This window comes from Acidithiobacillus caldus ATCC 51756, from assembly GCF_000175575.2.
GTDB lineage: Bacteria > Pseudomonadota > Gammaproteobacteria > Acidithiobacillales > Acidithiobacillaceae > Acidithiobacillus_A > Acidithiobacillus_A caldus.
On sequence record NZ_CP005986.1, the window covers coordinates 2,559,397 to 2,585,346 of the forward strand.

Annotated in this window: 22 protein-coding genes; 18 read left to right on the forward strand and 4 right to left on the reverse strand. The window is 64.3% G+C overall.

Annotated elements, in window-relative coordinates; all coding sequences use genetic code 11:
- The 15 genes from ftsA (at position 1) to metE (ending at position 19,513) form a co-directional block, all read left to right on the forward strand.
- The gene (gene ftsA, locus ACAty_RS12535) at positions 1–1,275 is read left to right on the forward strand and encodes a cell division protein FtsA (protein WP_004869151.1); all 1,275 of its coding nucleotides are present in this window, start codon (positions 1–3) and stop codon (positions 1,273–1,275) included.
- Positions 1,276–1,321: 46 nt separating this feature from the next.
- Positions 1,322–2,482, forward strand: coding sequence for a cell division protein FtsZ (gene ftsZ, locus ACAty_RS12540; RefSeq protein ID WP_004869153.1), 1,161 nt, complete (start codon positions 1,322–1,324; stop codon positions 2,480–2,482).
- 147 nt (positions 2,483–2,629) lie between these two features.
- On the forward strand, positions 2,630–5,131 hold the full coding sequence (locus ACAty_RS12545; RefSeq protein WP_004869155.1) for a glycogen/starch/alpha-glucan phosphorylase: 2,502 nt from the start codon (positions 2,630–2,632) through the stop codon (positions 5,129–5,131).
- A gap of 45 nt (positions 5,132–5,176) precedes the next feature.
- Positions 5,177–6,706 carry a 2,3-bisphosphoglycerate-independent phosphoglycerate mutase gene (gpmI, locus tag ACAty_RS12550; protein ID WP_004869157.1) on the forward strand — a complete coding sequence of 510 codons (1,530 nt, stop codon included), beginning with the start codon at positions 5,177–5,179 and terminating at the stop codon, positions 6,704–6,706.
- Positions 6,706–8,085, forward strand: a complete 1,380-nt coding sequence (locus tag ACAty_RS12555; RefSeq protein ID WP_014003535.1) for a murein hydrolase activator EnvC family protein — start codon at positions 6,706–6,708, stop codon at positions 8,083–8,085. Before gpmI ends, ACAty_RS12555 begins: the two co-directional genes overlap by 1 nt.
- Before the next feature lie 39 nt (positions 8,086–8,124).
- A complete protein-coding gene (locus ACAty_RS12560) occupies positions 8,125–9,540 on the forward strand; it encodes a S41 family peptidase (RefSeq protein ID WP_004869162.1) in 1,416 nt (471 codons plus the stop codon).
- A 50-nt stretch (positions 9,541–9,590) separates the two neighbouring features.
- Positions 9,591–10,157, forward strand: a complete 567-nt coding sequence (locus tag ACAty_RS12565) for a DJ-1 family glyoxalase III (RefSeq protein WP_004869164.1) — start codon at positions 9,591–9,593, stop codon at positions 10,155–10,157.
- Between the two features lie 64 nt (positions 10,158–10,221).
- The gene (locus tag ACAty_RS12570) at positions 10,222–10,998 is read left to right on the forward strand and encodes a peptidylprolyl isomerase (protein WP_004869166.1); all 777 of its coding nucleotides are present in this window, start codon (positions 10,222–10,224) and stop codon (positions 10,996–10,998) included.
- A 161-nt stretch (positions 10,999–11,159) separates the two neighbouring features.
- Complete coding sequence (clpS, locus tag ACAty_RS12575; protein WP_004869168.1) at positions 11,160–11,468, forward strand: ATP-dependent Clp protease adapter ClpS; 309 nt, start codon at positions 11,160–11,162, stop codon at positions 11,466–11,468.
- A 3-nt stretch (positions 11,469–11,471) separates the two neighbouring features.
- Entirely contained in the window at positions 11,472–13,724 is a 2,253-nt protein-coding gene (clpA, locus tag ACAty_RS12580; RefSeq protein ID WP_004869169.1) for an ATP-dependent Clp protease ATP-binding subunit ClpA, read from the forward strand.
- Between the two features lie 93 nt (positions 13,725–13,817).
- Positions 13,818–14,969, forward strand: coding sequence for a homoserine O-succinyltransferase MetX (gene metX, locus ACAty_RS12585; RefSeq protein ID WP_004869172.1), 1,152 nt, complete (start codon positions 13,818–13,820; stop codon positions 14,967–14,969).
- A complete protein-coding gene (metW, locus tag ACAty_RS12590; RefSeq protein ID WP_004869174.1) occupies positions 14,966–15,574 on the forward strand; it encodes a methionine biosynthesis protein MetW in 609 nt (202 codons plus the stop codon). The genes metX and metW overlap by 4 nt, the downstream gene beginning before the upstream one ends.
- A gap of 18 nt (positions 15,575–15,592) precedes the next feature.
- On the forward strand, positions 15,593–16,249 hold the full coding sequence (locus ACAty_RS12595; RefSeq protein ID WP_004869175.1) for a glutathione S-transferase family protein: 657 nt from the start codon (positions 15,593–15,595) through the stop codon (positions 16,247–16,249).
- 13 nt (positions 16,250–16,262) lie between these two features.
- The gene (gene ubiE, locus ACAty_RS12600; protein WP_004869177.1) at positions 16,263–17,057 is read left to right on the forward strand and encodes a bifunctional demethylmenaquinone methyltransferase/2-methoxy-6-polyprenyl-1,4-benzoquinol methylase UbiE; all 795 of its coding nucleotides are present in this window, start codon (positions 16,263–16,265) and stop codon (positions 17,055–17,057) included.
- A 104-nt stretch (positions 17,058–17,161) separates the two neighbouring features.
- Positions 17,162–19,513, forward strand: coding sequence for a 5-methyltetrahydropteroyltriglutamate--homocysteine S-methyltransferase (metE, locus tag ACAty_RS12605; protein WP_004869179.1), 2,352 nt, complete (start codon positions 17,162–17,164; stop codon positions 19,511–19,513).
- A gap of 111 nt (positions 19,514–19,624) precedes the next feature.
- Here metE and ACAty_RS12610 read toward each other — a convergent pair whose 3' ends face one another.
- From ACAty_RS12610 to ACAty_RS12620, 3 genes are all read right to left on the reverse strand, one after another.
- Positions 19,625–20,542 carry a hypothetical protein gene (locus ACAty_RS12610; RefSeq protein WP_226047697.1) on the reverse strand — a complete coding sequence of 306 codons (918 nt, stop codon included), beginning with the start codon at positions 20,540–20,542 and terminating at the stop codon, positions 19,625–19,627.
- A 152-nt stretch (positions 20,543–20,694) separates the two neighbouring features.
- Entirely contained in the window at positions 20,695–21,261 is a 567-nt protein-coding gene (locus ACAty_RS12615) for a GTP-binding protein (protein ID WP_004869183.1), read from the reverse strand.
- An 83-nt stretch (positions 21,262–21,344) separates the two neighbouring features.
- Entirely contained in the window at positions 21,345–21,734 is a 390-nt protein-coding gene (locus ACAty_RS12620) for a hypothetical protein (RefSeq protein WP_004869185.1), read from the reverse strand.
- A 153-nt stretch (positions 21,735–21,887) separates the two neighbouring features.
- On the opposite strand from ACAty_RS12620, the gene ACAty_RS12625 reads away from it, so the two are divergent.
- Together ACAty_RS12625 and ACAty_RS12630 are read left to right on the forward strand one after the other, a co-directional pair.
- Positions 21,888–22,280: a glycine zipper domain-containing protein gene (locus tag ACAty_RS12625; protein ID WP_004869187.1), complete on the forward strand. Its 393-nt coding sequence runs from the start codon at positions 21,888–21,890 to the stop codon at positions 22,278–22,280.
- Complete coding sequence (locus ACAty_RS12630; protein ID WP_226047696.1) at positions 22,280–22,867, forward strand: hypothetical protein; 588 nt, start codon at positions 22,280–22,282, stop codon at positions 22,865–22,867. Before ACAty_RS12625 ends, ACAty_RS12630 begins: the two co-directional genes overlap by 1 nt.
- Here the strand turns inward: ACAty_RS12630 and ACAty_RS12635 are convergent.
- The gene (locus ACAty_RS12635) at positions 22,861–24,591 is read right to left on the reverse strand and encodes a peptidoglycan D,D-transpeptidase FtsI family protein (RefSeq protein WP_038472315.1); all 1,731 of its coding nucleotides are present in this window, start codon (positions 24,589–24,591) and stop codon (positions 22,861–22,863) included. The genes ACAty_RS12630 and ACAty_RS12635 overlap by 7 nt on opposite strands.
- Before the next feature lie 222 nt (positions 24,592–24,813).
- Between ACAty_RS12635 and ACAty_RS12640 the strand changes: the two genes are divergently transcribed.
- On the forward strand, positions 24,814–25,911 hold the full coding sequence (locus tag ACAty_RS12640) for a septal ring lytic transglycosylase RlpA family protein (RefSeq protein ID WP_004869192.1): 1,098 nt from the start codon (positions 24,814–24,816) through the stop codon (positions 25,909–25,911).
- Positions 25,912–25,950 lie beyond the last annotated feature (39 nt).

Here is a 25,950-nt window from a genome sequence, read left to right on the forward strand (position 1 = left end):
ATGAAGCGCAGCAATCAGGAACTCATCGTCGGCCTCGATATCGGCACCTCCAAGGTCGCCTGCATCGTCGCCCAGGCGCGCGGCGGTCGCGAGGCAGAAATCATCGGTGTCGGCCAACACCCCTCCCGCGGACTCAAGAAGGGCGTGGTGGTGGACATAGAATCCACCGTCCAGGCCATCACCCGGGCCGTTCAGGAGGCCGAGCTCATGGCCGGGGTGCAGATCCGCGGCGCCGTCGTGGGCATCGCCGGTGGCCACATCCGCGGTTACAACAGCCACGGTATCGTCGCCATCAAGAACAAGGAGGTCAGCAACGAGGACATCGGTCGGGTCATGGATGCCGCCCGCGCCATCGTCATTCCCCAGGATCAGAACGTCATCCACATCCTGCCCCAGGAATTCATGATCGATAGCCAGGAGGGTGTGCGCGACCCCATCGGGATGTCCGGTGTCCGCCTGGAGGCACGGGTACACATCGTCACCGGGGCCGTCAGTGCCGCCCAGAATATCAGCAAATGCGTGGAGCGCTGCGGACTGCAGGTCCAGGATCTGGTCCTGGAGCAGCTGGCATCGGCCGATGCCGTGCTCACCAGCGACGAGAAGGAACTGGGTGTCTGCCTCGTGGACATCGGCGGTGGCACCACGGACATCGCCATCTTCCGCGACGGTGCCGTGCGCCATACCGCCGTCATCCCCATCGCTGGCGACCAGATCACCAACGACATCGCCCTGGGGCTGCGCACCCCGCCCGCGGAGGCGGAGCAGATCAAGAAGCTCTACGGCTGCGCCCTCGGCGATCTCATCGAGATGGACGATGAGATCCCGGTCCCCAGCGTGGGTACCCGGCCGCCCCGCACCATCTCCCGGCGTATTCTGGGGGATATCATCGAACCCCGGGTCAAGGAACTCTTCGAACTGATCCAGGCGGAACTGCGCCGCACCGGTTACGAGGATCTGGTGGCAGCGGGTGTGGTCATCACCGGTGGCTCCAGCCGCTTGGAGGGCATGGCCGAACTGGCCGAGGAAATTCTGCACCTGCCGGTGCGCGTGGGCGAGCCCATGCACCTGCCAGGCATGGAAAGCGTGGTCCGCCTCCCCAACCACGCCACCGGCGTGGGCCTGGTCATGTACGGACTGCACAACCAGCTGAGCGGCCAGGCCGAGCCCGTTCAGGCTCCCGCAGCCGCCCAGGTCACCCGCGAAAAATCTATGGACACGAGCTTTGCCGGTGTCTTCCGGAAGATGCGCTCGTGGGTAGAGACCAGCTTCGGTTAAGACCAAACATCCCCACAAACCCAGGATCAGCCAAGAGGATACCGACATGTACGAACTCAGCGAATGTGAACAGGAAGGCGCCGTCATCAAGGTCATCGGTGTCGGCGGCGGCGGCGGCAATGCCGTCAACAACATGGCCAGTGCCGGGCTCGAAGGGGTGGAGTTCATTTCTGCCAACACCGACGCCCAGGCCCTGCGCCACTCCCAGGCCAACCGTACCATCCAGCTGGGCGCCGAGTTGACGCGTGGTCTCGGGGCTGGAGCCGACCCGGAAGTCGGACGCAAGGCAGCCGAGGAGTGCCGTGAAGAAATCCGCGCCGCCCTGGAAAAGGCCGACATGGTCTTCATCACCACCGGCATGGGCGGCGGCACCGGTACGGGAGCCGCCCCAGTGGTCGCCTCCATCGCCCGCGATATGGGCATCCTCACCGTGGGTGTGGTGACCAAGCCCTTCAACTTCGAAGGAAGAAAAAGGCAGCAGCACGCCCTGGCCGGCATCGATGAGCTGTCCCAGCACGTCGACTCTCTGGTGATCATTCCCAACGAGAAACTCCTGGCGGTGTTGGGCAAGAACGTCAGCCTCAAGGATGCCTATCAGGCCGCGGACAACATCCTGTTGGGCGCAGTGCAGGGTATTTCCGAGCTGGTCACCCGTCCGGGTCTCATGAATCTGGATTTTGCCGACGTGCGCACCGTCATGTCCGGCATGGGTCTGGCCATGATGGGCGCGGCCAGTGGCCGTGGCGAAAACCGGGCCCGGGACGCCGCCAGCCGTGCCGCCAGTAGCCCCCTGCTGGACGACATCAACCTGGCGGGAGCACGCGGCATCCTGGTCAACATCACCGCCGGTACCGACCTGACCTTGGGCGAGTTCGAGGAAGTGGGTGAGCTCATCCGCAGCTATGCCGCCGACGATGCCAACGTCAAGGTGGGAACGGTTCTGGATCCCGATCTGGACGGTGAACTGCGGGTGACGGTGGTAGCGACGGGGCTGCAACGCGAGCCCGTCCGTCTGGCCACGGACAACCTACGCGCCCGCGGCGCCCTGGTCTCGCCCAGCACCCCCCAGGAGTGGCGCAATCTGGACAAACCCACGGGGCAGAGACGGGCGGCAGAGCAGCAAGCCGTTGCGGCGGGCGGTCGGCAGCACGTTCCGGACTACTCGGACCTGGATATCCCTGCCTTCCTCCGCCGTCAGGCGGACTGAGGACAAACCGCCCACTCCTGCTGGTAGCAGCGGGTGCGGGGGTGTCTTCCCCTATCCCGCAGCAGCAACGGGGGGGCTGCGAGCAGCCCTTCCCAACCCGGGTGCGGCACCCTATCATGGGCCCGACGCAGACCCCAGGAGCTTCGCATGTCCAGTCAGCCCACCCCATCGGAACGTCCCTGTCGCCTGGAACCCCTCGGGACCGACGCCGACACCCTGTGCCGCGACCTGCTGCGTTACCTGGAGCTGGGGCTCGGTCAGGATGCCGGCCAGGCCAGCCCGCTTGCGGTCTACACGGCCCTTGGCCTCACCCTGCGCGATCGTCTGGCACAAAACTGGAAACACACCAGTGAGCTGCGCCGCCAGCAAGGCGGCAAGCGCGCGTTCTATCTGTCCCTCGAATTCCTCCTCGGACGCGCCCTGGGCAACACCCTGCTGAATCTCGGTCTGGAAGAGGAAACACGCGAAGCCTTACACCGACAACGTCGGGATCTGCCGGAGCTTTTGGATGTGGAGCCGGACGCTGGTCTGGGCAATGGCGGTCTGGGGCGTCTGGCTGCCTGTTTCCTCGATAGCTGCGCCACCCTGGCGCTGCCCGTGACGGGTTACGGTATCCGCTATGCCTACGGCATGTTTCGCCAGGAGATCCATGCCGGCGAGCAGCGCGAGGAACCGGATCATTGGCTGAAGCACGGCTACCCCTGGGAGCTCAAGCGGCCTGAGCGGGTCCGACGGGTGCAGTTTGGTGGACGCAGCGAAAGCTATCGCGACGGCCAGGGCCGGGAGCACCGGCGCTGGGTGGACACCCGCGATGTCTTGGCCGTTCCCTACGATATTCCCATACCCGGCTACCGCAACGGCATCGTCAATACCTTGCGTCTGTGGCGGGCAGCGGCCACCGACATCTTCGATCTCGGTGAGTTCAACGCCGGCGCCTATCCCGAGGCCGTCGCCGCCAAGAACGAGGCCGAGCACATCAGCATGGTGCTCTACCCCAACGACAGCAGCGAAAACGGCAAGGAGCTGCGGCTGCGGCAGCAGTACTTCCTGGCCTCCGCCAGCCTCCAGGATGTGCTTGCGGACTGGACCGCCGAGCGGGGCGAAGACTTTCGGGATTTTGCCGAGCGCCACAGCTTTCAACTCAACGACACCCACCCCAGTGTCGCCGTGGCGGAGTTGATGCGCCTCTTGCTGGACGAGCACGGCCTCGGTTGGGACGAGGCCTGGTCCATCACCAGTCGGACCATGGCCTACACCAACCACACCCTGCTCCCGGAAGCCCTGGAAAAATGGCCGGTGCGCCTCTTCGGCCATCTCCTGCCCCGCGTTCTGGAAATCATCTACGAGATCAATGCCCGTTTCCTGCGCCAGGTGGCGCAGCGTGCGCCGGGCGATACCGCGCTTCTGCAACGCCTGTCCCTGATCGAGGAGGGACCGGAGCCCATGATCCGCATGGCGCACCTCGCCGTGGTCGGGAGTTTTTCCGTCAACGGCGTGGCCGCCCTGCACACGCAGCTCCTGAAAGAGGAATTGTTCCGCGACTTCTACCGTCTCTGGCCCGAGCGTTTCAACAACAAAACCAATGGGGTGACGCCCAGGCGCTGGCTCCTATGGGCCAACCCGGAACTGTCGCAGCTGATCTCCCAGCGTATCGGCGAGGGCTGGCGGGAAGATCTCGCCCAATTGTCTGCTTTGGCCCCCGCAGCGGACGACCCGCAGTTCCGGGCCCATTGGGCCGAAGTGCGGCGCAACAACAAGGCGCGCCTGGCGGCGCTCGTGCGGGCCCAGACGGGAGTGGAGCTGATTCCCGAGGCTATTTTCGATGTCCAGGTCAAGCGTATTCACGAATACAAGCGCCAACTGCTCAACGCCCTGCACGTCATCCACCTCTACGACCGCATCAAGCGCGGCGAGGCCAGCCAGATCACACCGCGCAACGTGCTCTTTGCCGGCAAGGCCGCGCCCGGCTACTTCATGGCCAAGCGGATCATCAAGTTCATCAACAATGTCGCCGCCGCCATCAACGACGATCCCGATACCGAGGGCCTCTTGCGGGTCTGCTTCCTGCCGGATTATCGCGTCTCCGTCATGGAGCGCATCTGTGCGGCCACGGATCTCTCGGAGCAAATATCGACGGCGGGCAAGGAAGCTTCCGGCACCGGCAACATGAAGTTCATGATGAATGGCGCCCTGACCATCGGTACCCTGGATGGCGCCAACATCGAGATCCGCGAGGCCGTAGGACCCGAGAACTTCTTCCTCTTTGGCCTGCGTGCCGAGGAGGTGGCCCGTCTGCGACCGCAGTACGATCCGCGCCAGGCGGTGGCGGCGGACGAGGATCTTGAACGGGTGATGGACCTCATCCAGAGCGGCTACTTCAATCCCTTCGAGCCGGGTATTTTCGACCCCATCCTGCACGCCCTGCTGGCACCTCAGGATCCCTGGATGGTGCTCGCGGACTTCAGCAGCTACAAGCACCGCCAAAGCGACGTGGCCGCACTCTGGCACGACCAGACGGAATGGCAGCGGCAGAGCGTGCTCAACACCGCCGCCAGCGGCCGCTTTTCCAGCGACCGCAGCATTGCCGAGTACAATCGCGATATCTGGAACCTGCAACCCCTGGTAGCCTCGGTCCCAGGACTTGTCTAGAATCCCGCAAGCGCAACCGAGGCCGGCCACCGCCCGAGGAGTTACGTGAACCCGCAACCCATCCGCCCCATCGCCCTGCTCATTCTGGACGGCTGGGGCTACCGTGAAGCACCCGAAGACAATGCCATCGCCCAGGCGCACACTCCCAACTGGGACGCCTGGTGGAAGAGCCAGCCCCACACCCTGCTGCAGGCTTCGGAGGCCGCGGTGGGCCTGCCGCGCGGACAGATGGGCAACAGCGAGGTCGGGCACATCAATCTGGGTGCGGGACGCGTGGTCTACCAAGAGTTCGAGCGCATCAACCAGGCCATTCGCGACGGCAGCTTCGCCCGTAATGGCGAGCTTTGTCGCGCTGTGGATGCGGCCGTGGCTGGGGGCGGCGCCGTCCACGTCGTCGGTCTGCTCTCGCCCGGCGGCGTGCACTCCCACGAAGAGCACCTCTTTGCGGCCTTGCATCTGGCCCACGCGCGCGGCGCTACCCGCATCTACCTGCACGCCTTCCTCGACGGTCGCGATACGGCCCCGCGCTCGGCGGCGGCCTCCCTTGCCCGCCTGCAGCCTGAACTGGACGCCACGGGCGCGCGGCTCGCCACCCTCATCGGCCGCTATTACGCCATGGATCGGGATCACCGCTGGGAACGCATTCGCGCCGCCTACGACCTCCTCACCCTTGGCGAGGGTCAGGTCTACGCCACGGCAGAGGAGGCACTGGCGGCAGCCTATGCCCGTGGCGAGAGCGACGAGTTCGTGACCGCCTCACGTATCGGCGAGCCAGCGCTGGTCGCAGACGGCGACAGCGTCCTGTTCATGAACTTCCGCTCGGATCGCGCCCGTCAGATTGCCCGCCCCTTCATCGAGGAGCACTTCGACGGCTTCGAGCGGCGCCGGCAGGTTCGCCTTGCCGCCTTCGTCACCCTTACGGAATACAGTGAAAACTTTGCCGTACCCGTCGCCTTCCCGCCCATGCGCCTGCACAACACCTTCGGCGAGTGGGTTGCGCGGCACGGCCGCCGGCAACTGCGCATTGCCGAGACGGAAAAATACGCCCACGTGACCTTCTTCTTCAATGGCGGTCAGGAGAAAGTCTTCGCCGGCGAAGAGCGCGTGCTCATACCCTCCCCATCCGTCGCAACCTACGACCTGCAACCGCAGATGAGCGTGGAGCTGCTGGCGGATACCCTGGTGGAACGGGTCGCGCAGCGCCGGGACGATGTCATCATCGCCAACATAGCCAATCCCGACATGGTCGGCCACACCGGCGATCTGAACGCCGCCATCGCCGCCGTGGAGGCGGTGGATGCCGCGCTGGGACGTATCGTCGCAGCGATTCGTCAGCAAGGCGGTGAGGTCCTGATCACGGCCGATCACGGCAACGTGGAGCAGATGCGCGATGACCACTCCGGTCAGGCGCACACCTCCCACACCTGCAATCCCGTGCCGCTGCTCTATCTGGGGCGGCCCGCGCGGCTGCGCTCCGGAGGCGCCCTGGAAGACATCGCCCCCACACTGCTCACCCTCATGGGGCTACCGAAGGCGCCGGAAATGGGCGGCCATAGCCTGATCGAACTGCTCTGATGGCGACTCACCTCAGGCTCCGCTGGCTCCTCGGCGTGGGTCTCGTCTGCGTCATTCCGTGGGCCGGAGCAGCCAATCTGCAGCAAAAGATCGAAAGCAGCCGCGAACGCCTGCAGTCCATTCACAGCAGCCTCGGCGCCCTGCGGGCCCACGTCGCCGCGACCCAGAAAAGCCAGGCCGAGATTCGTGCGGAAATCGCCGCCCTGGACCAGAAAATTCAGGCGAGCACGCAGAAACTGGCGCAGATCCGCAGCGAACAGCAGACCACTCGCGGCAAGATCGACGCGCTGGAAAAACGCATCTCCGAGTTGAAAAACGAGTTGGCACAGCAAAAGGACATCCTTGCCAAACAGCTGCGCGCCGCCTATACCCTCGGTAGCGTCACACCGCTTGCCGTCTGGCTACAGACCGAGAAGCCCGCACAGATCGGCCGCCTGAGTGTGTATTATCAAGCTCTGGCGCGGGCGCGTAGCGAACTCATCACCCGCACCGAGGCCACCACCGCCGCCATTGCCAAGCAGCGCAATGCTCTGAAGGGGCAAGAGCAACATCTGGCGGAACTGGCCCAGGCGGTGCGCACGCAAGAACAGACCCTGGAAAAGCAGCGGCAGCAGCACGCCAAGTTGGAGCAGCAGCTGGCCGATCGCATCGCCGCCGACAAGGCCAAGATCCAGGAACTCCAGGCCAACGCCCAGGTACTGGACGGTCTGGTAACCCGTCTGGTGAAGGAATATCGACAGCAGCAGGTCCTCGCCGAGGCGCGACGGAAAGCCGCCGCTGCGGCAGCTGCCCGGGCCGCCGCCCAGCGCAAGGCGGCGGAGGAGGCCGCAGCACGGCGCCGAGCCGAGGAAGCGGAGCGGGCACGCCAAGTGGAGCGCGAGGCGCGCAAGGCGCAGGTGCCGTCGCCCACCACCCACGTCGCCCCGCCGCAGATCGCCACGGTGCCATCGGTGCCATCGGTGCCGACACCGCCGCCATCCGCCGCTCCGGCCGTGGGTCACGGACCTTTCCCGCCTCCCGTACGGGCCCCCATCGGTGCGCGCTTCGGCACGCCGCGCATGCAGGGTGGCCCCAACTGGCAAGGCATCACTTTCAGCGCAGCACCGGGGACAGGCGTCAGCGCCATCGCTCCAGGCATGGTCCTCTACTCCGGACCGTTACGCGGGTACGGTCAGATCGTCATCGTCCAGCAGGCAGAGAAGGTGCTGGCCATATACGGCCATCTCGGCCAGACCGATGTGCACGTCGGTCAGGAGGTGCAGACCGGGACGGCCATCGGCACCGTTGGCAGCGGTGGCGAGCTGGGCCAGGATGGCCTGTACTTCGAGATCCGCAGTGGCGGACATCCGGTCGATCCGCTGCGATATATCCACAACTGAATGTATCCCCGAGGGGATACGATACGCAGGAGTTTCTCCATGGTTCTGTCCCGTTTGCTCCAGGCCTTCCCGCGCTGGCCACTCCTCCTCTCCATGCTCTTGGGGGCAGGCTGGGGCCATACCGCTATGGCTGCGGACAAAGTCGACAACAGCATCCCCCTGCGCCAGATCCAGACCTTCAGCGAAGTCTTCTCGCTGATCAAGTCGGACTATGTCGATCACGCCTCGGACAAGAAGCTGATGGAGGGCGCCATCAGCGGCATGGTGAGCGCCCTCGATCCCCACTCGGCCTACCTCTCACCCAAAGAACTGAAGGAGATGCAGAGCTTCACCGACGGTAAATTCGGTGGCGTGGGCCTGGAGGTGGCCGCTGACCACGGGGTACTGCGGGTCATTGCCCCCATCGACGGCACCCCCGCCGCCAAGGCCGGTATCCGAAGCGGTGACCTCATCGTCAAGATCGATGGCAAAGCGGTGCAGGGGCTTGGCCTCAGCGCTGCCGTGGACCGCATGCGCGGCAAAGTGGGAACGACCGTGGAGCTGACCCTGCTGCGTCCGCACGCCGCCAAACCCATGACGGTCAAACTCACCCGCGCCATCATCAAGGTCCAGAGTGTGCGGGCCAGCCTCCTTGCGCCGGGCTATGGGTATCTGCGCATCAGCCAGTTTCAGGACAACACCGGGGTCGAGACCCGGCGTGCCGTGGAGCGTCTCGAGAAGGAATCGGGCGGACGCCTGAAGGGCCTCATCCTGGATCTGCGCAACAATCCCGGTGGGGTGCTGGGGGCCGGTGTCGAGACGGCGGACACCTTCCTGGACCGCGGGCTCATCGTCTACACCAAAGGCAGGGCGGCCAACAGCGACATGCGCTTCACTGCCCACGGTCCCGACGCGCTGCACGGAGCGCCCCTCATCGTGCTCATCAATGGCGGTTCGGCCTCCGCCGCCGAGATCGTCACCGGCGCCCTCAAGGACGATGGCCGCGCGCTGGTCATGGGCAGTCGCAGCTTTGGCAAGGGCTCCGTCCAGACGATCATTCCTTTGGACGATGGCGGCGCGCTGAAACTCACCACCGCCCTCTACTACACGCCGCTGGGCTGCTCCATTCAAGGTGAGGGCATCGTGCCCAACGTCGCCATCCGTCCCGCCAATGCCGAGCAGGAAGCCCTGGATCAGGACCTGCTGCGGGAGTCGGAACTCCAGGGAGTGCTGAAGGCGCCGGCGCAGTGTCGCGCCCAGAAGCCGCAGTACACCATCCTCGAACCGACTCCGCCGGCGGCGCCCAAGAAGGACCAGACCCCGAATTTCAGCGACAAACCCGACCTACGGACGGATTTCACCCTGCGCGAGGCACTGGATGTGCTCCAGGGCAAGCCCGTGCCCGTGGACGTGGACGGCAAGACGGTGCCCATGGTCATCCCCCTGCCGGCCGTAACGGCGCGTAAGGCCGGATAAAAAACCCCGGGCACCTTGTCCAACGGCTGTGTGATTCAAGAGGTGACTGCATGAATCTACGGGTCGTGATCCCCATCGCTGAGGGTTTCGAGGAGATGGAAGCGGTGACCTGCGTGGACATCCTACGCCGGGCAGGTTTCACCGTCGTCGTGGCGGGCATCGGCCCGGCACCGGTGCGGGCCTCCCGGGGACTGCGCGTGGTACCGGATGCCGACTGGGAAGCGGTGCGCTCCGAGTCCTGGGACCTCATCGTCCTGCCTGGCGGAGCAGCGGGGGTGCAGGCGCTGTCGGCCAGTGCCTCGCTGCGGGCCTTTCTGCTGGACCGACACCAGCAGTGCCAGAGGATTGCAGCCATCTGTGCAGCGCCCGGGCTGCTCGCCGAACTGGGGATACTCGAGGGTCGGCGGGTAACGGCCTTCCCGGGCGTCCTCGACCCGCAGTGCCCGAGTTATCGGCTGGTGGATGCACCGGTAGTGGTGGACGGACCGGTGATCACCTCCCGTGGGCCGGGCACCGCCCTGGATTTCGCCCTGACCCTGGTGGAGCTCCTTGCGGGAACATCGAGGCGGCGGGATACCGAAGCGCCCTTGCAGCGACCACTGGAGTCCCCCAGATAACCTTTGCCCAAAGCCCCGCGCCTATGGATAATAGGCCGAGCTATCGCTAACCCAAGGAATGCTCATGAAACTTCGCTCCATCGTCCTCGCCGCCCTGGTCGGCACCTTTGCCGCCCCCGTTTTCGCGGCACCCGTGGCCACGGTCAACGGCCAAGCCATCGATAACAGTCAGGTACAGGCCATCCTGTCCATGAGCCCGGAACTGGCCAAGGAACCCAACGCCCGGGAGCAGGTGGTCCAGAATCTCGTCAACATGGAAGTGCTGTCCCAGTACGCCATGAAACACAATCTGGACCAGTCTGCCGACGTCAAGGAGCGGCTGGCTCTGGCCAAGCGCCAGATCCTGGCCGACGCGGCCGTGGATCAGTACATCAAGGAACATCCGGTACCTGAGTCGGAAATCCAGGCAGCCTACAACAAATTCGTCGCGGCCATGGGCAAGAAGGAATATGAGGTCCGCCACATCCTGGTAAAGACCAAGGCGGAAGCCGACAAGATCCTGGCGGAGCTGAAGGCCGGCAAGAAATTCTCGACGCTGGCGGAAAAATACTCCATCGACAAGGCCAGCGCCGCCCACGGTGGAGAGCTGGGCTGGATCGTCCCGGGCATGGTAGTACCGCCCTTTGCCGAGGCCATCGAGAAGGCTCCCATCGACAAGCCCGTAGGCCCGGTGCAGACCCAGTTCGGCTACCACATCATCGAGGTGCAGGCGACCAAGCCCTTGACCCCACCTCCTTTGAGCGCCATGAAGGATCGCATCAAGGCGCAGTTGCAGCAGGAAGAGGCGGCCAAGTTTGTCTCCGACCTGCGTAGCCAGGCAAAGATCGACATCACCAAGTAAGGCGGCGGCCCCTGCGGGCGCGCCCATCCCGAAGTACCAGCCGGGGGGTTCCCTCCCCGGTTTTTTTGCGCCCCGGGCAAGGTCCCGGATGCGGCCTGCGACCTTGCCTCACCTGGGGTCTGGGGTCACAATGGCGTCGTAGGAGATTCGATGGAGTGGGTATGCCGAGTCGCAAGGAACATCGCCAGCCCCTGCTGGAACGTGAGCCCCGGCTCAAGGAGCCGAGCCGCTACCGGGTGCTTTTGCTGAACGACGACTTCACTCCCATGGACTATGTGGTCCAGGTGCTGCAGCAGTACTTTCACAAAACCCATGAGGAGGCGGTGCAGATCATGCTGGAGGTCCACCACAGTGGACGCGGCATCTGTGGGGTCTATCCTTACGATATGGCCGAGACCAAGGTCGCCCTGGTCACCGCTGACGCGCGGCAGCACCAGCATCCGCTGCGCTGCACCATGGAAAAGGAGTAAGCCATGATCGACAAAGCGCTGGAACAATCCATCAATCAGGCTTTCCAGATGGCCCGTCAGTACGGTCATGAGTACGCCTCCGTCGAACACCTTCTCCTGGCGCTGCTGGACAATCCCAGCGGACGTGAGGTTCTGGAGGCCTGCGGCGCCAATCGCAGCCAGCTCGAGCGGGACCTGCGCAAGTTCCTGGAGGAGAAGATTCCCTCGCTGGGAACCGCCGGCACCGTCAACACCCAGCCTTCCATCGGCTTTCAGCGGGTGATTCAGCGCGCCCTCTATCATGTGCAGTCGGCGGGCAAGGACACGGTCACGGGCGCCAACGTGCTCGTGGCCATCTTCGCGGAACGGGAATCCCACGCCGTCTATTTCCTCCAGAAAGAGCATGTCTCTCGCCTGGACGTGGTCAATTTTCTCGCGCATGGGATGCGCAAGGATGAGCTCGTGGAAGAGGAAGAGGAAGTCAGCAGTGAGGAGGGACAGAAGCCGGGCAAGGACCCGCTCAGTGCCTATGCCCGCAATCTCAATGCCATGGCCCGTGCCGGGCGTCTCGACCCCCTCATCGGCCGCCAGACGGAGATGCAGCGCGCGCTGCAGATTCTCGCCCGACGGCGCAAGAACAACCCACTCTTCGTAGGCGAGCCTGGAGTGGGCAAGACCGCCATCGTCGAGGGCCTGGCCCGTGCCATCGTCCAGGGCAAGGTGCCGGAGCTTCTGGAAGATGCCACCATCTACGCCCTCGACATGGGCGCCCTCATCGCCGGGTCTCGCTACCGCGGCGATTTCGAGGAGCGTCTCAAGGGCGTGCTCAAGGCCCTGCGCAAAAAGCCCAACAGTATCCTCTTCATAGACGAGATCCACACCATCATCGGTGCCGGTGCAGCCTCGGGTGGCGCCATGGACGCCTCCAATCTCTTGAAACCCGCGCTGGCCTCGGGTGAGCTCAAGTGCATCGGTGCGACGACCTATCAGGAATATCGCCAATACTTCGAGAAGGACCGGGCACTCACCCGCCGCTTCCAGAAAATCGACGTACCGGAGCCCAGCGCCGAGGAGGCGGTGCAGATCCTGCGCGGACTCAAGGGCCAGTTCGAGCGCCATCATCGTCTGCGCTACACCGATTCGGCCCTACGCGCCGCCGTGGAGCTATCCGTCAAACACATCCACGACCGGCATCTGCCGGACAAGGCCATCGACCTCATCGACGAGGTGGGGGCGGCGCAGTCCCTGTTGCCGCCGTCGCGCCGCAAAAAATCCATCGGCGTCCACGATATCGAGGAGATGGTGGCGCGGGTGGCCCGGATCCCCGGCAAGAACGTCTCCCTGGACGACCGCACCGCTCTCAAAAACCTGGAGCGGGATCTCAGTCTCGTGATCTTCGGCCAGGATCGCGCCATCCGCGAACTCAGCGCCGCCATCAAAATGGCGCGCGCCGGCCTGCGCCACCACGAAAAGCCCGTGGGCAGCTTCCTCTTTGCCGGTCCCACCGGGGTGGGCAAGACCGAACTCAGCCGCCAGCTGGCCACGCTCCTCGGTATCCCGCTCCTACGCTTTGACATGAGCGAGTACATGGAGCGCCATACCGTATCCCGCCTCATCGGTGCACCGCCCGGATATGTGGGCTACGACCAGTCGGGCCAGCTCACCGAGGCCGTCAATCAGCATCCCCACGCGGTCCTGCTCCTGGACGAAATCGAGAAGGCCCATCCGGACATTTTCAATGTCCTGCTCCAGGTCATGGATCACGGCAAGCTGACGGATGCCAGCGGTCGCTCGGTGGATTTTCGCAACGTCATCCTCATCATGACCACCAACGCCGGCGCCGATCAGCGGGGCAAGGCCAGCGTCGGCTTCGTCGCGCCTGCAGGTGTCGAGGAAGGTCGCGAGATGGAGAGCATCCAGCGCATCTTCGCCCCGGAATTCCGCAATCGTCTGGATGCCGTCGTTCCCTTCGCCCCCTTGAGTCGAGAGCACGTTCTGCATGTGGTGGACAAGTTCCTCATGGAATTGGACGAACAGCTCCTGCAAAAGGACTACAGTCTGGAGGTCCAGCCGGAGCTGCGCCAGTGGCTCGCCGACCGCGGCTACGACCCGCAGATGGGCGCCCGGCCCATGGCACGGGTCATCCAGGAGCACCTCAAGAAGCCCCTGGCCGAGCATATCCTCTTCGGCGACCTACCCAAGGGCACGCGGATCCTGGCCGAGTTGCGCGATGGACGGGTCGAGATCCGTATCCCCGAAGCTCTGCCGTCCTCCTAAGCCGTGCTGCAGTAGCGGCCCCCGTGGGCCGCTGCCCTTGCCCGAGTTTTTCCCCACCTTTACACTGCGACGGTTCCGTTGACCAGGATGGCCATGCCCGCTGTCATTCCCACCGATTCCGTCGGTCTGGTACACCCCCAGACGGTAGATTTCCCCGAACCGCTTACCCTAGAGTGCGGCCGTAGCCTGCCCGGCTACACCCTTGCCTATGAGACCTACGGCACCCTCAATGCCGCGCGCAGCAATGCCATCCTCGTCTGCCACGCCTTGTCGGGGGATCACCACGCTGCCGGCTACCATAGCGTCGACGACCGCAAACCGGGCTGGTGGGAGACCATGATCGGACCCGGCAAGCCCATCGACAGCAATCGCTTCTTCATCGTCTGCAGCAACTTCATCGGCTCCTGCCGCGGCTCCACGGGCCCCGCCAGCATCGATCCGGCCACCGGTGAGCCTTGGGGACTCAATTTCCCCATGGTCACCGTGCGCGATTGGGTTCGCACCCAGGCGGCACTGGCCGATCGTCTCGGCATCGCCCAATGGGCAGCCGTCGTCGGCGGCAGCCTCGGCGGCATGCAGGTCCTGGAATGGGCGATGCTTTATCCCGAACGCCTGCGTCACGCCGTCGTCATCGCCGCCGCGCCACGGCTCACCGCACAGAATATCGCCTTCAACGAGGTCTGCCGCCAGGCCATCATGACCGATCCCGATTTCCACGAGGGACGCTATTACGCCCACGGCACCAAACCACGACGCGGCCTGGCGCTGGCGCGCATGATCGGCCACATCACCTACCTATCCGATGATGCCATGCGTGCCAAGTTCGGACGCGATACCCGCAACGGCAAGGCCTTTTCCTTTGGTTTCGACGTCGACTTCGAGGTGGAGAGCTACCTGCGCTACCAGGGTTCCCGTTTCGTCGAGCAGTTCGACGCCAACAGCTATCTCTACATCACCAAGGCCCTGGATTATTTCGACCCCGCCGCCGCCTATGGCGGTGACCTGGCCGCTGCCTTCGCCCCCATCCGCGCCTCGGTACTGGTGATCTCCTTCAGCACCGACTGGCGTTTTTCGCCGGAACGCTCGCGCGAGATCGTTCAGGCGCTCTACCGCGCGGGGCGGGAGGTAGCCTACGCCGAGATCGAGGCCGCCCACGGTCACGACTCCTTCCTGTTGCCCGTACCCCAGTACCTTGCCGTCATGTCTGCCTACCTCGAGCGCATTGCCCAGGAGTCCGGGCGGTGAGCGCCCTACGCCCCGATCTCGCCATTATCGCCCAATGGATCGAGCCCGGTAGCCGGGTGCTGGACCTAGGCTGCGGCGAGGGCGAACTGCTGGACTACCTGCGCCGCGAAAAAGGCGTCACCGGCTACGGTGTGGAAATCGAGGACAGCCGCGTGGTGGCGGCCCTGCGCCGTGGACTGCCCGTCATCCAGCAGGACCTCGATGCGGGTCTGCGCCAATTTGCCGACGGCAGCGTGGATACTGTGGTATTATCCTTGACCTTGCAGGCGGTCCGCTATCCCCGGGATCTCCTGCTGGAGATGTTGCGCGTAGGTCGCGAGGGCATCGTCACCTTTCCAAACATGGGTCACTGGCAGGCTCGGTGGCAGCTTGGGGTGGCTGGACACATGCCCGTTACCCATGCCCTGCCGCACCATTGGTACGACACCCCCAATATCCATCTGTGCACCATTCGCGATTTCGACGCCCTGTGCCAGGCCAACGGCATCGAGGTCCGCCAACGGGTGGTGCTGGACGATCGGCGGCGCAGCAACTGGGCGATTCGCCTCCTGCCCAACCTTTTCGGCGAGGTGGCGCTCTACCGCTGTGCCCGGGGGACCGGCTGAAACTTATGAGGAAATCCTATGACACTGGAATTGATCAGCTTCCCTCTGTGTCCTTACGTTCAGCGCTCGGTCATCACGCTCTTGCACAAGGAAGTGCTCTTCACCCTCACCCACATCGATCTCGCCCACAAGCCCGACTGGTTCTTGCAGATCTCCCCCATGGGCAAGGTACCCTGCCTGCGCGTCGACGACGATGTCGTGCTTTTTGAGTCCCAGGTCATCAACGAATACCTGGACGAGACCACCCCCCCGCCCCTGCACCCCGCCGACCCTCTGGAGCGCGCCCGCCATCGCTCCTGGATTGCCTTTGGCGGCGACGCCCTGGCCGATCAGTTCCAGATGATGGTGGCGCAGGGTGAGGAACGCTTCACGGCAGCCCACCGTCAGCTCTTCGAAAAACTCGAACGTCTGGAGGCCGCCGCCAGCGACGGGCCTTTCTTTGCCGGCGATTCCTTCAGCCTGGTGGATGCCGCCTACGCGCCCTTGTTCATGCGCATGGAAATTCTGCACAACCTGCGCCCATTGCCACGCTGGGAATCCTTGGGCAAACTGCGGCGGTGGGCAGCACACCTTCTGGAGCTACCGGAAGTGGCCGCGTCGGTGCAGCCGGGTTTTCCCGAGCAGATTCGTAACTATCTGAGCGAAAAAGGCAGCCTGCTGCTGCGCTCAGCCTGACCGGAGACGAGAGATGACCGAAGACGATGCGAGCGAATCCCAGACGGGCAGCGAGCAGGCCCTCGTACCCCTGACGCACTTTGGTTATCAGGAGGTACCGGAGCCCGAAAAAGAAACGCGCGTCCGCCGCGTATTCAGCAGTGTGGCGGGCAGCTACGATCTCATGAACGACCTCATGTCTCTGGGCATCCATCGTCTGTGGAAGCGCTTCACCGTCGATCTGGCCCGTCCGCGACCGGGACAGGCGGTGCTGGACCTCGCTGGCGGTACCGGCGATCTGGCGGCACTGATGTATCGACGGGTACAGCCCCATGGACGCATCGTCGTCTCGGACATCAATCCCGACATGCTGGCCGTGGGCGAAAAACGGCTGGCGGACAAGGGGATGCTGGCTGGCGTCGAGTTCGTGGAGGCCAATGCCGAGGAACTCCCCTTCCCCGATCGCTCCTTCGACCTCGTCACCCTGGCCTTCGGTATCCGCAACATGACCCACCCGGAGCGCGCCCTGCGCGAGATTCACCGGGTACTGAAAACGGGCGGCCGGGTACTGGTCCTGGAGTTCTCCCACCCGCGCTGGCCGGGTCTGCAGAGCCTCTACGATCTGTATTCCTTCAACATCCTGCCGCGTCTTGGCGAGCTGATCGCCAAGGATCGGGAGAGCTATCAGTATCTCGTGGAATCCATCCGCCGCTTTCCGGATCAGGAGACCTTCCGCGCGATGATGGAGGAGGCGGGCCTTGCGCGCGTGGACGTGCACAACCTCTCCGGTGGGATCGTCGCCATCCACCGCGGCTTCCGCTTCGACTGAGTCCCTGCCCATGAATTTCCTTCATGGGCCCTCCGAATAAATTCCCCTTGAGATTGCCCTATCCTCGGGGCATCATGGCCGCAACTTTGGCATAGGAGAAGCGCATGACTCGGGTCCACAATCTGGGGTTTCCACGTATCGGGCACAAACGCGAACTCAAGAAGGCCCTGGAGTCCTTCTGGTCCGGAGAGATCGACGGCATGGAACTCGAGGCCCGCGCCGCCCAGCTGCGCGAGCGCCACTGGCGTATCCAACAGACCTGCGGCGTTGAACTCATCCCCGTCGGCGATTTCAGTCTGTACGACCAGATGCTCGACATGAGCTGCACCCTGGGCGCCGTGCCGCCGCGCTATGGCTTCGACGGCAAGGAAGTGGACCTCGCCACCTTTTTTGCCATGGCCCGCGGCTCCAGCAGTCAGCCGGCCATGGAGATGACCAAGTGGTTCGATACCAACTACCACTACATCGTCCCGGAATTTCACGAGGGCATGGACTTTGCCCTGCGCAGCGAGCGGCTCTTCCGGCAGGTTCGCGAAGCCCAGGGCCTCGGCCTTGCGCCCAAGCCCGTCATCGTCGGTCCCATCACCTATCTGTGGCTGGGCAAGGAGAAGGATCTGGCCGCTGAGGCGGTCCACGCGCCACAGCATCACCACGACGACAGCGCCTGCTGTGGTCACGGCGGCAGCAGCGCCCCCGCCGGCTTCGATCGCCTCTCGCTGCTGCCAAAGCTTCTGCCCGTCTACGGCGAAATCCTGGCCCGCCTGCGCGAGCTCGGTGTGGAGTGGGTACAGATGGACGAGCCAGCCTTGACCCAGGATCTGCCCGGGGAATGGCTGGAGGCACTGGATCGTGCCTATGCCGAACTCGGCAAGAGCGCCGCTCCCAAGATCCTCCTGGCTACCTACTTTGAATCCGTGGCCGATCACGCCCAGCGGCTGATGGCACTGCCCGTGGCAGGCCTGCATCTGGATCTGCGCCGCGCGGCACAGCAGCGGGATGCCTTCCTCCAGCATTATCCCAGCGACAAGATCCTCTCACTGGGCGTGGTGGACGGCCGCAATGTCTGGCGAACCGATCTCGATGCTGCCCTCGCCTTGGTCGAACCCGCCGCCAAGAGCCTGGGCGATCGCCTCTGGCTCGCCCCATCCTGCAGCCTGATGCACAGCCCGGTGGATCTCGAGCAGGAAACCGAGCTCGATGACGAACTGAAATCTTGGCTCGCCTTTGCGGTGCAGAAACTGGACGAACTGGCGATGCTCGCCCGTGCTCTGGATCACGGTATGGAGGCGGTGCAGGGCCCGTGGGAGAGCGCCCGGGCGGCGGTGGCCTCACGCCGCTCCTCCCAGCGGATCCACAACGCCGCCGTGGCGGCGCGCCTCGATGCCTTGGGCAGCGACGAAGGCCACCGGAAAAACCCCTACCCCGTCCGTGCCAAGGCGCAGCGGGAGCGTTTTCACCTGCCGCTTTTCCCCACCACCACCATCGGCAGCTTTCCGCAGACCCCGGAGATCCGCAAGGCGCGCCTGCAGCACCGCAAGGGTGAACTCTCGGACGCCGATTACCGCAAAGCCATGGAGGCGGAGATCGCCCACGTGGTGCGGGAGCAGGAGCGCCTGGACATCGACGTGCTGGTGCACGGTGAACCGGAGCGCAACGACATGGTGGAATACTTCGGTGAGCAGCTCGCCGGCTTTGCCTTCACCCGCCACGGCTGGGTCCAGAGCTACGGCTCCCGCTACGTGAAGCCGCCCCTCATCTTTGGCGACGTCTCCCGCCCGCGGGCCATGACCGTCGATTGGGCACGCTACGCCCAGTCCCTCAGCAGCCGTCCCATGAAGGGCATGCTCACGGGTCCCGTGACCATCCTGCAATGGTCCTTCGTACGCGACGACCAGCCGCGGGAGCGCACGGCCCTACAGATTGCCCTCGCCATCCGCGACGAGGTGAAAGACCTCATCGACGCCGGCATCGGCATCATCCAGATCGACGAGCCGGCCTATCGGGAAGGACTGCCCTTGAAGCGCAAGGACTGGGATCACTACCTGGGTTGGGCCTCGCGAGCCTTCCGCATCTCGGCGCAGGTCGCGCCCGACGACGTCCAGATCCACACCCACATGTGCTACTCGGAGTTCAACGACATCCTGCCGGCCATCGCCGCCATGGACGCCGACGTCATCACCATCGAGACCTCGCGCTCGCAGATGGAGCTCCTGGACGCCTTCGCCCACTTCCAGTATCCCAACGAGATTGGGCCGGGCGTTTACGATATCCACTCCCCGCGCGTACCGACGGAAGCCGAGATGGTTCATCTGCTGGAGAAGGCCGAGCGCGTCGTCCCCGCAGAGCGGCTCTGGGTCAATCCCGATTGCGGCCTGAAGACGCGCAAATGGCCCGAGGTCACCCCGGCCCTGGAACACATGGTCGCTGCGGCAAAGGCCATGCGCCGGCGCCACTGAAAACGGTGTGAGGGCGACACCAGGTCGTCCTCACACGCCGGGTAGCCCGCATTGAGTGCGGTTCGGCCCCCAAGGACGATGTCCTCGGGGGCCTTTGCTGTCCAGGACCACTCAGTGCGGAAGCTTGGGTGAGATGTGCAGCTTGCGCGATGCCGCCAATTCCCGCAGCTTGGCGCGATCGCCGTCCCACTCCTCCAAAGTCTGCCACAGGGGGTGTGGACCAAGATTCAGGCCAGCCTTCAGCATCCGCTCGCGGAGGGTACGCATGGTGTCTCCCAAGGCCAAAAACAGGAGGATGAGCCCATCGATGAAACCCTCCAGGTCGTGCTGGCGGTGGGTTATTCGCAAGAGTTCAGCGTACAGGGGTAAGCGCAGGGGTTCTTCGAGAATCGCTGCGTGGAGTACGGAAATGGCGTACTTCGGGTCCGGGTTGCGCGATACCAGGGCCAGGGCCTTGGCCGCCGTCATGGGCTCTTCCACCCCCTCCCCGGGTGTGGGGATGGGGATACCCAGTTTTTCCGCCAGAACCAGAAGCTCGAGATTGCCGGGATCGCGCTTGAGGCCCTCGTGGATCTTGCCACGCCACCAGGTCGGGCTCTGCACGCCGAGCTTCTCGCCAAGGCTTGCCAAAAGCTCGGTGTAGGCGTCCAGATCCTCCAGAGCAAGATACGCATCCAGGAGCTGATTGATGGCCCGGGTATCGTCCGGTCGCAGGTCCACATACCAGCGCAGCACCGTGGCCGCCTGGGAGTAGTGTCCGTACTGCATGTAGATGGCCGATTCCTTGAGCAGATCGTCAGCACTGAGACTGGCTTCCTCCATCCCCTCCGCCGTCCCTTGGCTACTGGACACAGCGGCCACGGAATCCGCCCGCGGCGGCACTGGGGCCGACGGGGGTGCCGATTGTGGGGCGGAGCTCTTGGACGGTGAAGCGGGCTCGTCCTCCTTGGCACGTTTACGACGCGCCCGCAGGCGGATGTACACCTCCGCCGCCAACAGGAGCACGACCACGATTTCCAAAACCAGCATCAATCCATCCATGCTTCCCGGTCCGTTTGGCTTGGGCCCAGTTAGATTAGTCGAAGACGGGCTTTCTCGCCGGATTGGCACCGGCCGGTCCGAAAAAAACTGACCTCTGACTCAGACAAAAGCAGCCACTGCAACGGTCTTGGGTGGACCCATCAGGCCAACTGCTGCCCCGTCTCCGCGCTCTGGACGATCTCGGTCAGGAGCAGCTTCAGGAGGTCCAGCACCTGGGTACGATCCCGCACATCCGTCGGTGCGAGCCTCAGACGCAGTTCACCATGACGCAGGTAGGGCGGCATCTGCAGAAGGTCGCGCTCTGCCGGCTCGAGCTTGTTGAGGCCGACCACCACCGCTGGCCGCTTGAGGTGGGGCAGGATCTTGTCCAGGTAGAGGTGCAGCGCGGTAATGGGCTCGGGCTGACGCACGTCCAGGAGAACGACGAGTCCATCGGTATTGCGCCCGAGGATATCCCACATGAACTGAAAGCGCTCTTGCCCCGGAATGGCATAGACGTGCACCCGCTCCGGTCGATCCGGGCAGGATAGGACACCGTAATCCATGGCCACGGTGGTCGTCTTTTTCTCCACCGAGCCGTCCGCTTCGGAGTGGCGGGCATCCGTGGTCAGCGCCTGACCCCAGAAAAGGCTCTGCAGAGCCGTCGTCTTGCCAGAGCCCACCGGACCGGCAATGATGACCTTGCGAACGGATGCCGCTTCCTGCATCAACCACCTCAGAGCATGCGGAACATAGGTTTTGGCCACACCACGGCGGCGAGCCCTCCAGTCTACCGCCGGTATTAGATTAATTAGTTCGGTCTGGCAATCGCTTCGCCCACATACTTACCCATCCAGTGCTCGATCTCCTGAACTTCCCGCAGGTGCCCGTAGAGGCCGATCTTGGCGCTGAACTTGGTCACCGCCGCACCCTCGCTGTGCAGGGTGATGAGAATGGCGTCACCGCTGCTGGTGTATCCCCGCACTTCCGTGGTACGTGCATCCACGGTCTTGACGCCCGAGAATTGCATGCCGGCAGCGGGCAGGGCCCGCTCCGCCGCCTGCGTCACCACCGCCAGGGAAGCTGGATAATACGTGTAATAGGGTATGGGGTTGATTTGCGGAGCGATAGCGGAACTGCAACCGGTGAGGGCGGCAGACAGGCACAGTGCGCCAAACATTCCCACCAAGGTTTTTTTCATGGGCTTTCCTTTCCAAAAATAAAGTCCTCGTGCATTTACCCAGCGTAATCCGGGACTCGCCGAGCGCCAACGTAAACGAGTATACTAGGTGACGGGAATTCTCTGAACCTTGGCAGATCCAACCACCGATGGTCATCTTGAAGGGAGCACTACATGAAGACTGCACGCTGGACCCTGGTCACACTCCTGCCCCTGATTCTGGCAGGGTGCGCCAATAATCCCTACGCCTCCGATCGTACCACCGCCAATACGGCTGGCGGCGCCCTGTTGGGCAGTATCGCCGGTGCCGTGATCGGTAATCAGACCGGTTCCCCGCTGGCCGGTGCGGCCATTGGCGCCGGTATCGGCGGTCTCGCCGGCTACGGCATCTCCAAGTCACAGGAACAGAGCGCGCCGCCAGCGCCGCAACCGGGGTATTACGCGCCGCCTCCAGGCAATGTACCGTGCCCGGCCGGATACGTTTGCACCCCGACGGCTCCGCAGTACCAGAGCCCGACCCCGCCACCTCCCTCCTGCCCGCCGGGCTACACCTGCACGACGCGCTGATGTCCAAAGTGCCTGGCCAGGCACCGGAGCGGGCCGCCAACTCTGTCCCGAAGGCCCACTGGGTCGATGGAAAACTGGACCACGCGCACCCCGTGGCCTGGTGGCAGGCGCCCGGCATCGTCCTGGCACCTGCCGCAGGTCGGTCCGGCGGCCATCTCTGGCAGGTACGGGCACACCGCGGCGAGGATAGCGCCGAGGCAGAGCTCTACCTTGCGCTGCAGCAGGCGCCCCGAGAAAAGGCCAGCTTCCTGGTACAAGGCGGCGACGTACTCCTCGTTGCCCAGGACAACACCACCCTCAAACCCAAACTGCTGCGTCCGGCCGCCATCCTCACGGTGTTGCGCCGGGAGTGGCTCCTGAGTCTCTTCCTGTTCGGACCCATTCTGGGCGTCTTTCTCGTCAACCTCATCTTCGGCATGCCCAGCTTTCTGTGGTGGTCCGCCCTCGCAGTGCTCGTCCTGTCCCTGGCCGTCATGGGTAGCCTCATCCGTAACGACCTCAAGGCATTGCAGAGCTGGGTGGAGCGCCAGCAAAAACTTGCCGAGACCGCCCTGCAGACGGCCGGTCGTTTACCACCCCATCACTGACCGCCACCTTCGGACCAGATCTCGGCCTGCGCCAAGGTAATGCGCGGTGCCTTGAGGGAGCAGACACGTTTGCCACACCACAGGGGCGGCACGTCCATCTCTTCCAGGGCATGTTCCATGGTCACGCGGAATACCGGAGCCGCCTCCACTCCACCAAAATTCCAGAACTTGTCGCTGTCTCTCAAGGTCACCGCCATGACGAGACGCGGATCGCGCCCTGGGGCAAAACCCACGAAGGTCGCATTGGTACGGTGGTGAAAAAAGCCGTCCTTGCCATTGGCGATATCCGCCGTGCCCGTCTTGCCCGCTACCTGATACCCCGGAATGGCCGCCAGAATACCGGTGCCGTTGGGTTCCGCCACGCTGCGCAGCCAGCGGCGCAGATCGCCGGCAACCCAGGCGGGCATGACGCGCTTGCGCTTCAGCGGTTCACCGAGAATCAGTTCCGGGCGCACGTGATAACCGCCATTGGCAATGGCAGCGTAAGCATCCGCCAGCTGCAGGGTGGTCACCGACACACCGTAACCAATGGCGATGGTGGCGTGTCGCGCCTTGCCCCAGTCCTGCCAGGGCGGCAACACGCCGCGGGTAGCGCCCGACAGCCCGAGGCCAAGATGGCGACCGAAGCCGACCGCACGATACATGCGATAGATGTCCCGCCTTGGGGTCCGCAGGGCGATCTTGGCCGTGCCAATGCAACTGGAGTACTTCAGAATATGTTCGATATTGAGGACGTGGTGCAGGACGTCGTCGGTGATGGGGTAGCCGCCGATCCACAGCGGATGCGATACATTGAACCGCGCCGTTGGCGGAACACTGCGGCTGGCAAGGGCGGCGGCGATGGCAAAGGGTTTCATGACCGAACCCGGCTCGAAGGCCTGGTGCACGGCATTGTCGGTGAAATCGGCAGAACTGCGGCAGCTGGCCAGGTTGTTGGGATTGCAGCTCGGGACACTCACCATGGCGAGAATCTGTCCGTTACGCACATTCATGACCACCGCCGAGCCGTTGGCGGCACCAAAATGTTTCTGGGCGGCGCGCAGGGCAACGTAGGCCCAGTACTGGATCTGTGGACTGATGCTGAGACGGATGGGTGAGCCCGGACGGGCCAGGCGTTCGACGCGCGCCACCTGGAGCACCTGACCTCTGGGATCCAGCAAGGCCTGTTCACGCCCGCTCTGTCCAGCCAGCCAGCCGTTGAACGCCATTTCCACACCACCGGCGCCGCGATGATCCTCATCGACGAACCCCACGAGGGGAGCCGTTATCGCCCCCATGGGAAAATAACTTCGGCTGCTGACACTGACCCCCACACCGGCCAGATGCAAAGCCCGCACCGCCCGGCCCAGGCGTGGCGCCACCTGACGCCGCAGGTACGCAAAATCAGCACCGCCCGAACGCAATCGTTGGGCGAGCTCCGCGAGGGTCAAGTGCAGGGTTCTGGCCAGGCTCTGCCAATGCCTGCGCTCCGTCCCCAAGATGCGGGGATCAGCCCAGATCGTCACCGCTGGAACGTTGACGGCAAGGGGTTCTCCGTTGCGCCCGAGAATGAGCCCGCGCTGGCTGCTGAGGGGAAGGGTCCGCAGGTAGCGCATCCGTCCCTCGGTACGCAGCCGATGATCGTCTTGAATCTGGAGAGCGAAATCGCGCCCGAGGATGGCGGCAAAGCCCAAAAGGACGATGGCGATGAACCAGCGCGCCCGCCCGGCAGGAAGGGGCCTCATCACAGCCCCCAGTGCCCGGATGGCAAGAGACGAGACGGCATATGCGGCATGAACATTTATAGTCTCCAGGGATCGCGTGTGGGACCTGGCCCGGAAACGTGCCAGCCCAGCTCGCCATCCTGGCAAAGCAATGGAAAAGTTGCGGATAAGCCTTTATCCGACTTGAATTTTATATCATGCTCACCCTACAATCCAGAAATTCCGGTGCGGGAGAGGAGAACCATGCCGACACCATCGCCCATTGCCCTATGGCGCTTCGGAGCCTTTGGTATCGTGCTCACTGGGCTTGCCGGCTGCGCCAGCCTGCCGGCGCACCACGCTACCTCCAGTACCTTCGGCTACCACGCCGCACGGGTGGGCGCGGCATATTCCAACGGCCAGGTGTGCTACGCACCGTCTCCCGACTTGCAGGCAGCCTACAATCAGCCCTATGAAATCAACGGTCACTGGTATCACCCTCTGACCACAGCCCGCAACTACGATGTGCGCGGCATTGCCTCCTGGTACGACCGTGCCTCATCCAGCAGTGTCACGGCCATGGGCACGGCCTTTCATCAGAACGCGCTCACCGCTGCCAGCCGGGTGCTCCCCCTCCCTTCCTGCGTACGGGTCACCAACCTCGTCAATGGTCGTAGCGTGCTGGTTCTGGTGGACGACCGCGGCCCTTTCGTATCCGGTCGGGTAATGGACCTGTCCCTGGGTACTGCCCACGCCCTGGGGATGGTCACACAGGGCACCACCCCCGTGCAGATTCAGGCCGTCGCCAACAGTCCAGGCATGCCGGCGGTCGACAGCCCACAACTGACCCCCGTGCGCAGCACTATGCCACCCCCCGAGCCCACAGCCGTCACGTCCACGGGAGCGCCCCCCAGTACCTATGCTTCGCCAGCCGCCCAGGCGCGCCTGCAGGCTGTGGTGGAAGACGCCTTTGCCAGCAATCCCGCGCGGCCCGTGGTGATCGCACATGAGGAGGCGCCCGAGACGGCCCGGGCGCCCGAGGTCGCGCCGACCAACACGGCCACCAGAACGCAGCGGCAGCGGCGCCAGCGCAACCCGCAGCCGAGGCAGTGGCCGAGCGCTGGCCTGCAACCGGCTTTGTACCTGATCTCCGCCGATCCCATGGATCTCGACAGAGCGCGGGAAGAGCAACGCCGCCTGCAGGAATTCGGTATCAGCACCGCCCAGCTGGTAGACGTCCACGGCCGTGGCTACGCCGTCAGGATCGGCCCCATGGCCCCCACCAGCAGTCCAACCACCTATCTGCGCAGCCTCCGTCGCCTGCGTCTTGGCGACTTTACCGTCAGCCGCGAGAACGGCTGAACGAACCACGCCCCAGGGTGCGGCTGGCGGTACTCCAAG